At 42.3% G+C, this 13,471-nt stretch carries 10 protein-coding genes; 4 read left to right on the top strand and 6 right to left on the bottom strand.

Annotated features, from left to right (window positions below):
• Window positions 1-65: 65 nt before the first annotated feature.
• Window positions 66-1,337: a DEAD/DEAH box helicase gene (locus EGC86_RS00430; RefSeq protein WP_123776285.1), complete on the top strand. Its 1,272-nt coding sequence runs from the start codon at window positions 66-68 to the stop codon at window positions 1,335-1,337.
• Window positions 1,334-2,422 carry a CobW family GTP-binding protein gene (locus EGC86_RS00425; RefSeq protein ID WP_123776284.1) on the top strand — a complete coding sequence of 363 codons (1,089 nt, stop codon included), beginning with the start codon at window positions 1,334-1,336 and terminating at the stop codon, window positions 2,420-2,422. Before EGC86_RS00430 ends, EGC86_RS00425 begins: the two co-directional genes overlap by 4 nt.
• A gap of 183 nt (window positions 2,423-2,605) precedes the next feature.
• On the opposite strand, the gene EGC86_RS00420 is transcribed toward EGC86_RS00425, so the two are convergent.
• The 3 genes from EGC86_RS00420 to nadK all read right to left on the bottom strand — a co-directional run bounded on the left by EGC86_RS00420 (window position 2,606) and on the right by nadK (window position 8,363).
• On the bottom strand, window positions 2,606-5,410 hold the full coding sequence (locus EGC86_RS00420; RefSeq protein WP_123776283.1) for an FAD-binding and (Fe-S)-binding domain-containing protein: 2,805 nt from the start codon (window positions 5,408-5,410) through the stop codon (window positions 2,606-2,608).
• Between the two features lie 91 nt (window positions 5,411-5,501).
• On the bottom strand, window positions 5,502-7,154 hold the full coding sequence (locus EGC86_RS00415) for an L-lactate permease (RefSeq protein ID WP_123776282.1): 1,653 nt from the start codon (window positions 7,152-7,154) through the stop codon (window positions 5,502-5,504).
• 330 nt (window positions 7,155-7,484) lie between these two features.
• Window positions 7,485-8,363, bottom strand: coding sequence for an NAD(+) kinase (gene nadK, locus EGC86_RS00410; protein WP_041413134.1), 879 nt, complete (start codon window positions 8,361-8,363; stop codon window positions 7,485-7,487).
• Between the two features lie 163 nt (window positions 8,364-8,526).
• Here nadK and grpE point away from each other — a divergent pair, with 163 nt between their 5' ends.
• The gene (gene grpE / locus EGC86_RS00405; RefSeq protein WP_011638240.1) at window positions 8,527-9,132 is read left to right on the top strand and encodes a nucleotide exchange factor GrpE; all 606 of its coding nucleotides are present in this window, start codon (window positions 8,527-8,529) and stop codon (window positions 9,130-9,132) included.
• Window positions 9,133-9,315: 183 nt separating this feature from the next.
• Here the strand turns inward: grpE and dxs are convergent, their stop codons facing one another.
• The 3 genes from dxs to xseB are packed head-to-tail and all read right to left on the bottom strand — an operon-like array spanning window position 9,316 to window position 12,361.
• Window positions 9,316-11,181: a 1-deoxy-D-xylulose-5-phosphate synthase gene (gene dxs, locus EGC86_RS00400; RefSeq protein ID WP_123776281.1), complete on the bottom strand. Its 1,866-nt coding sequence runs from the start codon at window positions 11,179-11,181 to the stop codon at window positions 9,316-9,318.
• A 22-nt stretch (window positions 11,182-11,203) separates the two neighbouring features.
• Window positions 11,204-12,085, bottom strand: coding sequence for a (2E,6E)-farnesyl diphosphate synthase (gene ispA, locus EGC86_RS00395; protein ID WP_011638238.1), 882 nt, complete (start codon window positions 12,083-12,085; stop codon window positions 11,204-11,206).
• Between the two features lie 39 nt (window positions 12,086-12,124).
• The gene (gene xseB, locus EGC86_RS00390; protein ID WP_011638237.1) at window positions 12,125-12,361 is read right to left on the bottom strand and encodes an exodeoxyribonuclease VII small subunit; all 237 of its coding nucleotides are present in this window, start codon (window positions 12,359-12,361) and stop codon (window positions 12,125-12,127) included.
• Window positions 12,362-12,700: 339 nt separating this feature from the next.
• On the opposite strand from xseB, the gene pomA reads away from it, so the two are divergent.
• Complete coding sequence (pomA, locus tag EGC86_RS00385; protein WP_011638236.1) at window positions 12,701-13,468, top strand: flagellar motor protein PomA; 768 nt, start codon at window positions 12,701-12,703, stop codon at window positions 13,466-13,468.
• The last annotated feature ends 3 nt before the right edge of the window (window positions 13,469-13,471 follow it).

Here is a 13,471-nt window from a genome sequence, read left to right as displayed (position 1 = left end):
TAGTTAATGACGTTTAGATTAGTATACAATAGCGACCTATTTTTATTTGTGTTATTGGGTCTGTTATGTCATTTACGTCGCTAGGGTTACCGCCATTATTATTAGATGCGGTTAATCAATCTGGGTATCAAACTGCTACTCCTGTCCAACAAGCTGTGATCCCACTAGCGCTAGATGGCCGAGATGTGTTGGCCAGTGCCGAAACCGGTACCGGAAAAACAGCTGCTTTTGCGTTACCTTTACTAAGCCATTTGATGAATCAAGATCATTCAGACTTATTGCCAGCAAATCGTTTACGCGCATTAATTATGACTCCGACTCGTGAGTTAGCGATTCAGATTGAGCAAAATTTAGTTAAGTACAGCCAGTTTATCAATCTGACCAGCTTAGCCGTTTATGGTGGCGCGAGTATCAATCCTCAGCGTAAGGCATTAGAGCAAGGCATAGATATTTTAGTGGCAACGCCAGGACGATTGTTTGACATTATTGGCCAGCATGAATTGGATTTATCTTTTGTTACCCACCTAGTGATTGATGAAGCTGATCGCATGCTTGATCTTGGTTTTGTTAAAGATATTGAAAAAGTGAAGCGTTTAATCGCCAGACAACACCAAACTATGATGTTTTCTGCTACTTTTTCTGAAGACGTTAAAACCCTTGCCGCTAAAATGCTAAACAACCCTGAATACGTTCATGTTGAAACCCAAACTACAGCCGCTAATGTTGTCCAGCAAGTGTACCAAGTGGATACCCGCCGTAAAGCCGAACTGTTATCTGAATTAATTGGTAAGCATAACTGGCAGCAAGTTATGGTATTCACCAGCCGCAAAGAAACAGCAGATCATTTATACCGTGAGTTAAGCTTAGACGGCATTAAGTCATCGGTATTTCACGGTGATAAAAGCCAAGGGGCTCGAAATCGTGCCTTGGAAGAGTTTAAAACTGGTCAATTACGGGTGTTAATCGCTACCGACTTGGCCGCTCGAGGACTTGATATCCAAGCTCTGCCAAGAGTCATTAACTTTGAATTACCTGAAGAATGTGAAGATTACATTCATAGAGTAGGGCGTACTGGCCGTGCGGGATTAGGCGGTGAAGCGATTTCTCTGGTGAGTCCACAAGAGCTTGAGTTGCTTGGCGCGATTGAACAACTTATTGAACAATCATTGCCGATATTGGTGCCGACAGGATACGAGGAAGGGGCGCCATTACCTGCTCGATATCGCGATGTTGCGGCAGAGAAACCGAAAAAAGTACTTAAGTACAAACGTGGTAAGCCATCGCAAACTGATGTGAAGCCTACTCGAAAGGGCAAATACGCTAAAGCGAAAAAATGATCACCAAACCGATTAACACCAATATTATTACTGGTTTTCTGGGCGTGGGTAAAACCACGCTCATTAGCCAGTTATTAGCTCATAAGCCCAAAGGCGAAGTGTGGGCCGTGCTGGTAAATGAGTTTGGCGAAATAGGTATTGATGGCGGGTTGTTAAATGCTACCGCTGCTGGTAATGAAAATAGTGATCCTGATGCTACACCAGCAAAACCTGCCAGTATTGTCATAAAAGAAGTGCCAGGTGGTTGCCTGTGTTGTGTCTCTGGCTTACCTACTCAAGTCGCGATAAATCAGCTTATTCAGCAGACTAAACCGGACCGGTTATTGATAGAGCCTACTGGGCTTGGACATCCTGCCGAAATCGTGAAGTTATTAACATCTGAATATTATCGAAATGTTATTACTTTGCAAAGTAGTGTATGTCTGGTTGATGCGCGTAAAGTCAGCGATCCGCGCTATCAAAATCATGGTACGTTTGCGCAGCAATTACAAATGGCGGATGTGCTGTTGGCCAACAAAGCACAGCATTACACTGAAACAGATCATGTACAGTTACAGCAATTTCTCAGCACGTTACATTTACAACAGGCACCACTTATTAATGTCGATAATCATTTTACTGATGTTGACCTAATCCAACAGCTATTGTTGCGCTTAAATACCCCGACAAAGTATCAAACGATGCAAGCGGGACAACGGCTATTAGGGCGGAAAACGCTTATGGATAACTGGCTGTCTAACGAACCACCACTGAGCGATATCGATACTCCTGAATTTTCTCCAGCGGGGGTTATTCACAAAACTAACCAGGGTGAAGGCTGTTACAGTAGTGGTTGGGTATTTTCAGCAGAACATTGTTTTCATTTTGAGCAATTCATGGCGTGGGTAGACACGGTTAAAATGGAAAATGTGCTGAGATTAAAAGCTATTGTTATCACCTATGATGGGGTGTTGAGTGTCAATATGGTGGATGATAAGTTGATGCTTAATGAGCTTGATGATGCGTTAGATACTCGGGTTGAAATTATTAGTGATATGCCACTTGAACATCAACGATTACAGCAACAGTTACTGGCGTGTTTATAGGCTTAGTCTGAGTTGGACTGCTCGTTTTGATAGGACAATTTGATTGGATAGGACAATTCGTTGAGTCCAATAATTAACGTTGAATATGAGAATTAGTGTTAAGTATGCAAACAAAAATTAAGGGCATTGATATAATATCAATGCCCTTATTGTTTACGCTATTTACTGTGATTGTCCGTTAGTTTAACGAGTACATTCTTCTAGTAAATAAGCTAAATGGCGATAAGAAATACCACTGTGTTGGGTTAAGCCTACTTCACACATTCTGTTAGCGTAGTAACCTTCTTTCGTTTCTGCTGGGATGAGTTTCTTAATGTTACGCAGTGCGCTGGCATTAATTTCAGGTTTATAAAGTCCTTTCTCACCCGCATAACCACAACAACTAATGCCTGCTGGCAACACTACATGATTAGCACATGCATCAGCAATGGCTTGTTGCTTAGGTTCTAATTTCATCTTACGGGCACTACAGCCTTGGTGTAAGGTGACGTTCGATTTCTTGGTGATAGCCATATTAGGTAACAATTCGTCGTGCATAAACTCGACTAAGTCAGTTATTTTGACCTTAGGATTACCCGTTAATGTGCGATAAGTACAAGATAGTGCATCAACCACCACAGGTACTTTGCCATTTTCAGACAATTTACTGAGTGCTTCAATCAGTTCATCACGCTTAGCATCAGCGTTTTTAAAATCACCTTTTGATTCCCACATCTGTCCACAACATAAATGACGGGTATTCTCTGGAATAATTACATTGTAGCCAGCACGTTCAAGTAAAGTGATAACCACTTCTGGCAGAGTGCGGTTGTCAGGATCTTTTGGTGTTGGGCCAAAGGTTCTGCCACCACAAGCAGGGAAGTATAAAACCGTTTGCTGACCCGGTTTGTGGGCTGATGGCTTAGCCACTTTGCCACCTTTAGGGAAGTCTGGATTCCAATAAGGCACTTCTTTCGTAATTAAACGACCGGCTTTCATCAACGAGTTGGTAATGCCATCGCCAGTCACTTTGTGCAAAATACCTAAGATGTCAAAACCTGTGCTGATCACTTGGTTTACTGCACCAAAATGCTTGGCCTGGAAGTCGAGTACTTTTTGTTCTGTAGTGGTGATGTAAGGTGTACGTAATTTGCGCACTAACTGCCCCATGCTGTTATCAACAGGGCAAGCAATAGTACACAACTGACATGCTGCACAGGTATCAATAACATCGTATTTAGAGCTAGCACGCATTTCTGCTGCCGCTTTTTTATCACCTGATTGTTCTAAGCGTTCAATTTCTCGTAGTACCGCAATACGTTGACGAGGAGAGAAATTTAGCGCCGATGTAGGACAAGTTTTCTCACAAAATCCACATTCAATACATTTGTCGACAAAGTCATCTACCACTGGACAAGGTTTGATGTTTTTTACATGTACTAGCGTGTCATCATTGAGGATTACCCCAGGATTTAACAATTTACTTGGGTCGAAAATCTGTTTGATTTGCTTCATTAACGTATAAGCGTCAGTGCCCCATTCCATTTCGACAAAGGGGGCTACAGCTCGACCAGTACCATGTTCTGCTTTCATAGAACCATCGTACTTATTGATCACCATTTCAGCGACATCTTGCATGAAGTCTTGGAAACGATTGATGTCATCTTGAGAGGCAAATGTTGGCGTAATAATAAAGTGGAAGTTACCCGCTAAAGCATGACCATAAATGACCCCTTCAGGGTAACCGTGTTTATGGAATAATGCGGTTAAGTCTGCTGCTGCACTGGCTAAATGCTGTAATTCAAATGCAACATCTTCAATAATAACCGATGTACCTTTAGGTCTTGCGCCGCCAATAATTGGGAACAAACCAGAGCGCATAGCCCAATATTGGCCAAATACTGCTGGATCATTACTGAATTCTGTTGGGCGTTCAGTGTCAATGTGAGCGATTTTTGTGATTACATCTTGCGTATATTGCACTAATGTTTCTGGATCATTAGCACGACACTCAATTAATAAAATAGCTGAACCTTCTGGTAGATCGCTTAACCATTTAGGCATGCCTGTTTTACCGGTAACCGACTTAATCGATGCCCAATCAAGTAGTTCTGCTGCGGCTACACTATCACCTTTAATCGGTGGTATTGCGCTTGCGGCATCTTCCATATTGAAGAACACCGCCATAGCAGAAGCTTTAAATTGCGCTTCTTCAACCGTGTGGTAAGTAACTTCATTGACAAACGCAAGTGTGCCTTCTGAACCCACAATTAAGTGATTAATGATGTCAAATGGATCGCTAAAATCCACTAATGCATTAATGCTGTAACCCGTGGTGTTTTTAATTGAGAACTTTTTATGGATCCGAGCTGATAGTGTTGGGTTATTCTGTGTCAGTTGTGCCAAATCGGTTAACGCAGTTAGCAACAATGGATGCGACTTGCTAAACGCCGCTTTTGAATGCGGGCAACCTGTGTCAAGTTCAGTACCATCGGCAAGCATTAATTTAACTGATTTAATGGTTTGATAACTGTTCTGTGCGGTACCACAACACATTCCAGAGGCATTATTTGCCACCATACCGGCAATTTGCGCAGAGGCTAGTGTGGCAGGATCGGGACCAATTTTTTTATTGTAAGGTTTTAATGCCATGTTGGCATCTGAACCAATGACCGCAGCACCTAGAGTGATTGAATTTCTATCTTCACTAATTTCAATGTTTCTAAAACCATCATGACCCAAAATAAGTAAAATGCCATCACCAATTGCTTGGCCAGATAAACTGGTGCCGGCAGCGCGAAAGGTTACGGGCACATTATGTGCTCTGGCGATATTAAGGGTTATTTTAACTTGTTCTGGAGTATCTGCGTGTACCACAATTTCAGGTACGATACGAAAGTAACTGGCATCAGTTGACCAAGCAAAACGACGCACTGGATCATTAGATACGGCGTGACTGCCGAGCTGTGACGTTAACGTATCCATCACTACTTGATAATTAATAGTCATAACATGCTCTCTTTACACTCGAATGAACGGCAGGCATTTTGTGCCTGCTGTTGTATTGTTATCGTTAGAATATAAGTAACTTTATCGTTAATTAGAATCCACCCCAGATAACAGCAATAGTGCCTGCAACTAGGGCATAACCCAGTGCTATAGGCATTGTTTTACGAATAATTTCAGATTCACGACCAGCCATACCTACCACAGTAGCAGCAGCCACGACGTTCATTACACACATCATGTTGCCCGCATTGGCTCCAATGCCTTGCAACGCTAACGCGATGGCGTGATTCATGCCGATATTATCTGCAACTGAATACTGCAAGCCTGAGAACATCATGTTTGAGAATGTCGCAGAACCCGATAGGAATGCACCAAAAATACCGACAATAGGTGAAACCCAAGCCCAAACTGAACCCATGCTATTGGCCAGTAGGTCTGCTAATGCAACAGGCATTGAAGCTAGACCTGCACCATTTTCTCCTGAATTTAGGAATATTTTCACCATAGGTACTGATGCACCTAGTGAAATGATTGTTGGTAACATTGAGCGACAAGAAACGGTTATTGATTGCTTCATCGCAGTTGGTTTCATTTTAAATAAGATAAAACCGAATAAACATACAACAACAAAGAAGATCCCCGGTGCATATAATGTAGCAAAGCCAGCTTTAAGCTCTGTGCCTAATAAACCTGTCCAGCTGATGTTAAAGCCGAGTAACCAGCTTTTAAATGGAGCAACGACACGAGATAAGACTAATAGCGACGCCATAATGATGTATGGAGACCAAGCGGCAATTTGTGAAAATTTAACCGGTGTTTGGTTAATCGCTAATTCTTCATCTGATTTATTGTCGTTTTCGGTAAAGTCACACCAAGGTGTTGATGGCAGTAACCAGCCTTTTCTCGCGACAGGGATAACTAACGCCATACCGACAAGTGCGCCAATAACCGATGGAAACTCAGGACCTGCAAAGTAGTTAATTAACCATGCTGGTATGGTAAAGGCAAAACCGGCAAATATTGCAAATTTCCAAACTTGTAAACCTTCTTTAATTGATTTGTTGCGACCAAAAAAGCCTGTTAATACGCAAACCATCACTAACGGAATTAATGTACCTGTTATTAAGTCGATGGTGATCATGTGTTTAGCAATATACTGTGCATAACCAGCGAAGGTGCCACCATGTTCAGCAATTTGAGCTGCCGCCATGTTAACACCGCCTTCTGTTAGGCCTTGTTCCATCCCAAATAGCACTGGTAAACCAATTGCACCAAATGACACTGATGTTGAATCAGCAATCAAGGCCACTACGGCAGCAGCAATGGGTGGGATACCTAATAATACTAGTAGCGGTGCGCCGATGGCTGCTGGAGTACCGAAGCCTGCAGAACCTTCAATAAACGAGCCAAACAACCAGCAAATAATAATCACCTGAACACGTGCATCTGCACTGATGTTGGTAAAGCCAGAACGAATCGTGTCCATGGCGCCAGAATATTTAAGGGTATTTAACAAAAATACCGCGCCAAAAATAATGGTTAGCGGCGTTAACGCAGCGAGAAGACCTTCAACTACAGATGCCGCAAGAAGTTGCGTATCCATTTGCCAAATAAACATTGCTACAAGGCCTGTAGCGACCATGGATATGGGCATTGCTTTAGACGCTGGTAAGCGCATAAGCACTAAGAATACCATTACGCTAATAATGGGGGTTAAGCTTGCTAGTATTTGTAATATTGTCATGCATACCTCGTATCACTATAAGTGGGTACTAAATTGTTATTATTTGTTAGCATTTGGCTAACTAGGGCGTAATAGACGTTATTTAAGTGTTAAAAGTGTTGATCGAGATCATCTAACACACGAGAAAGTGCATTAGCCGACAGAACTGTGAAGCGAGTCTGATACGAGGTTTTTAGTGCGTGTTTGAAGTCACGTTTTTTAGGGATGTGGCAGTTCATATAAAGTAAAACCAAGCGAGTTATCGATTGGCTTACAATATAATTAATTAGCATTTGGTAATGTGAAGGGGCTCACTAGAAAAGTGATAGGGTTGTGACCGAGCTCAAACTGTTAGAAAAGTTTACTTCCCCAACCTAATTTGTTACGTAATACGTGAAAATAATTATGACCTTTTGGATGGATGAGTCTTAGGCGTTCATTTGAACGGCGAATAAAAATTTCATCACCGGGTAATACGGCTAAATGGACATGACCATCACAGCTGACTTCAAGGTTTTCGCCATTTTCAGGTGATACCACTAATTTAATGGTGCTACAGGCATCGACTACAATGGGTCTGCAAGACAAGGTATGAGGAAACATGGGTACTAAAATAAGTGCTTGCAGATTAGGGGTTAATATTGAACCGCCAGCGGACAAAGAATAAGCTGTTGAACCTGTCGGCGTGGACACGATCATGCCATCAGCGCGTTGGCTATACATAAACTGTTCGTCTATATAAACCTCAAACTGGATCATATGAGCAATTTTTCCAGGGTGAAGTACTGCTTCATTTACGGCGGTATTACTGGCAGTAATTTTACCGTGGCGGTGAACTTCAGCCTCCAATAAAAAACGATGCTCAGTTTCAAATTCACCGCTGAGAACTTTAGACAAGGCCTCTTCGAAGTTATCGGGAGGTAAATCGGTTAAAAAGCCTAAGTTACCCCGGTTTACACCAATCACTGCAACATTGAAACGAGCCAATACTCGGGCTGCACCTAGCATATTGCCATCACCACCCACTACGATGGCTAAGTCACAATGCTCACCCATTTCAAGTAGGTCCATTGAGCACACATCTGCTCCTAGCTCTGCAGAGACACGTCCTTCAACGATCACCTTAAAGCCCTGCATGCTTAACCAATGATGCAAACGAGTTAACGTGAGGTTAGTCCCTTGATGATGTGGTTTACCGATGAGACCGATAGTCTGGAACATTTTAGTCATATTCGAGTTTGTTATGCCTTTAGGCCTTGAAACATAAGAATTGATCCCCATAATATACTCAAACTTATTAAAAGTGTGAGATTTGCTGTTAAATTATCAGTAAATGGCCACTTTATTTATTGTCGTAGAATACGAAATAACGCATTTTTTAGCTGGAGTGAAAATGAGCAACGAATCGAACAACACATCGCAAGATCAAGTGGAAGAAGCGGTAACTCCTGAAATCGTAGTTGATGAGGCAAGTTTGATGGATGAATTAACCCAAGCAAATTTTCGAATTGAAGAACTAGAGCAACTATTGGCTGAGTCTGAAACTGCGTTAGCTGAGCGTAAAGATGTTGAAATGCGCGCAGCGGCAGAAACACAGAACATTCGTACTCGCGCGGCAAAAGATGTCGAGCAAGCACGTAAGTTTGCCTTGGAAAAGTTTGCTAACGAACTATTACCTGTAATCGATAATATGGAACGCGCCTTACAGGGTACTAACCCTGAAGATGAAGCGACTAAAGCGATTTATGAGGGTGTCGAACTGACCATGAAAGGCTTTTTAACTTCGGTTGAGAAGTTTGGTGTGACTCAAGTTAATCCACAAGGCCAAGCATTTAACCCTGAACATCATCAAGCTATTGGCATGCAGCCAAGTGCTGAGTATCCTGCGAACACTGTGATGATGGTAATGCAGAAAGGTTATTTATTGAATGACCGCTTACTGCGTCCAGCGATGGTGATGGTATCTCAAGGCGGTGGCAGTGTGGATGTTGAAGCTTAACGATAACGTTAATCTCAATACTCGCTTGTTGACTCTAGCGTTGTAGTCAATAGCATTGTAGTGCTATTCGACTTAGTGCTATTCATCTAGTTACCGGCACTATGATAACTAGAACGTTAGCAACAAAAAAGGACTGAATTTTCAGTCCTTTTTTGATTATCTGCCAGTAAGAATAGCGAAATATTAAGCCATAAAGGCTTGGATTTGCGCTAAAATACCTTGGGCATCAAGTTGCAACTCTGCGGTGATTTCATCAGGTGCACCGTGTTTAATAAACTCATCAGGTAAACCAATCTGTAACACAGGTTTCACAATCCGCATTTTGTGTAATGCTTCAATCACTCCTGAGCCTGCACCGCCCATAATCGCGTTTTCTTCAACGGTAACGATGACATCATGGCTATTGGCAAGTTGTTCAAGCAAGCCTAAATCTAGTGGCTTAACAAAGCGCATATCGGCAATGGTTGCATCCAGTTTTTCAGCTGCATCGGTAGCAGCCTCTAGTGTGGTACCAAAGTTAACAATAGCAATTTTTTGACCTTGACGGGTTAACACCCCTTTACCAATGGGTATCATCGTCATGGTGTCAATTTGTTCCGCCCCTGTAGCAAAACCACGAGGGTAACGTACTGCAGTCGGCCCATCTTGATAGCAATAACCGGTATAGAGCATTTGGCGACATTCATTTTCATCTGATGGCGCCATAATAATCATATTCGGAATACAGCGCATAAAGCTTAAATCGAATGCACCTTGATGAGTTGGGCCATCTGCACCAACAATGCCACCACGGTCAATGGCGAATAATACTGGTAAACGTTGTAAAGCCACATCGTGGATAAGTTGATCGTATCCGCGCTGTAAAAAAGTCGAATAAATAGCGACTACAGGCTTTAGTCCTGCACAGGCAAAACCTGCTGCTAATGTGACTGCATGCTGTTCGGCAATGGCAGCATCAAAATATTGGCTTGGGAATCGTTGTGAAAATTCAACCATACCTGAGCCTTCACGCATAGCGGGCGTAATAGCGACTAACTTGTCGTCTGTTGCGGCCATGTCGCATAACCATTTACCAAATACTTGTGAAAACGTAGGCAAACCTGGTTTAGTTGTCGGTTTCTTAAACTGGCTGGGATCAAACTTAGGCACCGCGTGCCAACCGATAGGATCTTTTTCAGCAGGTTCGTAACCACGACCTTTTTTGGTCATGATATGCAGTATCTGTGGGCCTTTGAGGTTGCGCATATTACGCATTGTTTCAACGAGCGAATCAACATCGTGGCCATCAATTGGGCCAATATAATTAAACCCTAGCTCTTCAAATAGCGTTGCAGGCACAACCATGCCTTTAAGGTGTTCTTCGGTACGCTTAGCCATTTCTTTAATGACTGGCATCCCTTTAAGAACTTTTTTACTGTTTTCTCGAATGGTGGTGTAAAAACGGCCTGACATCAATTGTGCTAAATGATTATTAAGCGCGCCAACATTTTCAGAAATCGACATTTCATTGTCATTCAGTACCACGAGCATGTCATTGTGCAAGTCGCCAGCATGATTAAGGGCTTCAAATACCATTCCCCCCGTCATGGCACCATCACCAATTACAGCAACCACTTTTCGACCCGCACCTTCTTTTCCTGCTGCAATCGCCATGCCTAATGCGGCACTAACAGAGGTGCCAGAGTGACCCACACTAAAGGTATCGTATGGGCTTTCTTCACGCCATGGGAAAGGATGTAAGCCATTCTTTTGTCGAATGGTGTGCATCTGTTCACGACGATTGGTCAGAATTTTATGTGGATAAGCTTGATGCCCTACATCCCAAACTAACTGATCAAAAGGGGTATTGTAGACATAATGAAGTGCCACAGTTAATTCAACTGTGCCTAGGCCAGAAGCAAAATGTCCGCTAGAAATAGCAACAGACTGAAGTAAGAACTGTCTGAGTTCATCAGACACTTGTGGAAGTAAACCTTGAGGTAACTTCCTTAATTCTTCTGGTGTATTAGCTTTCGCTAGTACTGGAAATTTAGAAATATCGAAGCTCATAGCGAGATTGTCTGACTCTTTATTATAATCTTCGCTCAATAATGTAGTGGGCGAAGTCTGCAATTAACTGGCTATTGTATGGTAATTTAGTCAGCGCTGATAGTGCATCTTGTATTAGTTGTTCTGCACAGGCTTTGGCACCATCGAGACCTAATAGTTTCGGGAAAGTGCTTTTATTCGATTGCTGATCGCTGCCTTGTGGTTTGCCTAGCTCTTCGGTGCTAGCGGTAATATCTAAAATATCATCTTGCACTTGAAAAGCTAGCCCAAGCGTATGGGCATATTTCATCATTAATTTGTAATGCTCATCGGGTACGTCAGCAGCAATTAAGGCAAGCTCAACCGCACAACTGATTAACGCTCCGGTTTTTTTATTATGTAATTCGGTTAATCGGTCTAAATTTATACTGTGATCTGTAGCACTCAAATCAATCGCTTGCCCACCGCACATACCCTGATAGCCTGATGCTTTCGCGAGTACTCTGACCATCGCCAGTTGTTGCTTCGGATGTAAATCATTACAAGGGGCTGTGATAATTTCAAAAGCCAATGTTTGCAATGCATCACCGGCTAAAATAGCGGTGGCTTCGTCAAATGCAATATGCACAGTAGGTTGGCCACGACGAAGAGCATCGTTATCCATTGCCGGTAAGTCATCGTGTATTAACGAATAGGCATGAATACACTCAATGGCAGCAGCGGCTTTATCAAGTGCATTAATGTTAACACCTAACATGTCACCTACACTGTAGACCAAAAATGGTCTTATGCGTTTCCCGCCCAATAGCGCGCCATGCAGCATCGCTGCTTTTAAATCTGGTGCAGCGTCATCGAGCAGCGTTAAATGTTGGTTAAGAATTCCATTAACGCGATTTTGGTATGTTGTTATTGCTTCAGCTAACACGTATCAATACCTATTATTCAATACACACTATGTTGACGATTATTCACTTTCAACAGTGAACGACGCTAATTCGGCATCATCTTCATTTAATAAGATAGAGACTTTTTGCTGTGCTTGCTCAAGTTTGGCTTGGCTTTGACGAACTAACTTAATGCCGCGCTCAAACTGTTTAAGTGCATCATCCAGCGACACTTCACCTTGCTCCAAATGAGCAACAATGGTTTCAAGTTCAGTTAATGATTGTTCAAAACTGAGATTTTCAGGTTTTTTAGCCACGAGTTATATTCCTTTCATTCAGCGTGTGACAAGGTATATCAGCCCAGCGTATCGGTCAAATACAGTCGCTGGTTATTTGCTCAACAGCACGCTTTGTTATTGAATTTTGTTTAGAATGTACAAAAACAAGCTAAACTTGAGCCAAGTTTGTCCGATAACAAGTCATGATTTAACATTACTAGCGAAAAATAGTATTGAAACTTTTGCTGTAATACATAACGATGGGCATTGTTATCAACACAAAATGCTGACGGATTATTCGGGTCGTATAACGTGCGCTAACAGCACGGTGGAAGTAGCACAAATAAGCAGCGTAATGACTGCGATTGAGGAGAGGTTGTGGATTTAGCTACCCTAATAGGTATTATCGGTGCTTTTGCATTTATTATTGGTGCAATGATCACCAGTGGTGGTATCGGATTATTTATCGATGTACCGTCAATTTTGATTGTTGTGGCAGGCTCTTTATTTGTGGTGATGATGAAATTTAACCTAAAGCAATTTTTAGGTGCAATAAAGATTGGTATGAAAGCCTTCATGTTTAAATTAGATAAACCTGAAGACTTGATAGAACAAGCTGTCACCATGGCTGATGCTGCCCGTAAAGGCGGTTTTTTAGCATTAGAAGAAGCGGTTATTACCAACACCTTTATGCAAAAAGCCGTTGATATGTTAGTTGATGGCCATGACGGTGATGTGGTGCGCAACGCATTAGAAAAAGACATTGCATTAACTGAAGAGCGTCACAAAACCGGGGTGGGTATTTTTAAAGCCATGGGCGATGTGGCACCTGCAATGGGCATGATTGGTACTTTGGTTGGTTTAGTGGCGATGCTATCTAACATGGACGACCCCAAATCCATTGGCCCTTCAATGGCAGTAGCATTGTTAACGACTCTCTATGGTGCGGTGATTGCCAACATGATCGCCATCCCGATGGCGGATAAATTATCATTACGAATGAACGAAGAATTGCTTAATCGTAATTTAATTATGGATGCGGTTTTAGCGATTCAAGATGGGCAGAACCCACGAGTTATTGAAGGATTTTTGAAGAATTATTTGGCTGAAAGTCTGCGAAAAATTGATACAACGGACGGAGAGTAACTC

Origin of the sequence: Shewanella frigidimarina, assembly GCF_003797125.1 — a bacterium.
GTDB lineage: Bacteria > Pseudomonadota > Gammaproteobacteria > Enterobacterales > Shewanellaceae > Shewanella > Shewanella frigidimarina.
This window is presented reverse-complemented; position numbering and strand designations above follow the sequence as displayed.

Coding starts and splice junctions, on each gene's coding strand:
- EGC86_RS00430 (WP_123776285.1), top strand. CDS start 66: ATGTCATTTACGTCGCTAGGGTTACCGCCATTATTATTAGATGCGGTT.
- EGC86_RS00425 (WP_123776284.1), top strand. CDS start 1,334: ATGATCACCAAACCGATTAACACCAATATTATTACTGGTTTTCTGGGC.
- EGC86_RS00420 (WP_123776283.1), bottom strand. CDS start 5,410: ATGACTATTAATTATCAAGTAGTGATGGATACGTTAACGTCACAGCTC.
- EGC86_RS00415 (WP_123776282.1), bottom strand. CDS start 7,154: ATGACAATATTACAAATACTAGCAAGCTTAACCCCCATTATTAGCGTA.
- nadK (WP_041413134.1), bottom strand. CDS start 8,363: ATGACTAAAATGTTCCAGACTATCGGTCTCATCGGTAAACCACATCAT.
- grpE (WP_011638240.1), top strand. CDS start 8,527: ATGAGCAACGAATCGAACAACACATCGCAAGATCAAGTGGAAGAAGCG.
- dxs (WP_123776281.1), bottom strand. CDS start 11,181: ATGAGCTTCGATATTTCTAAATTTCCAGTACTAGCGAAAGCTAATACA.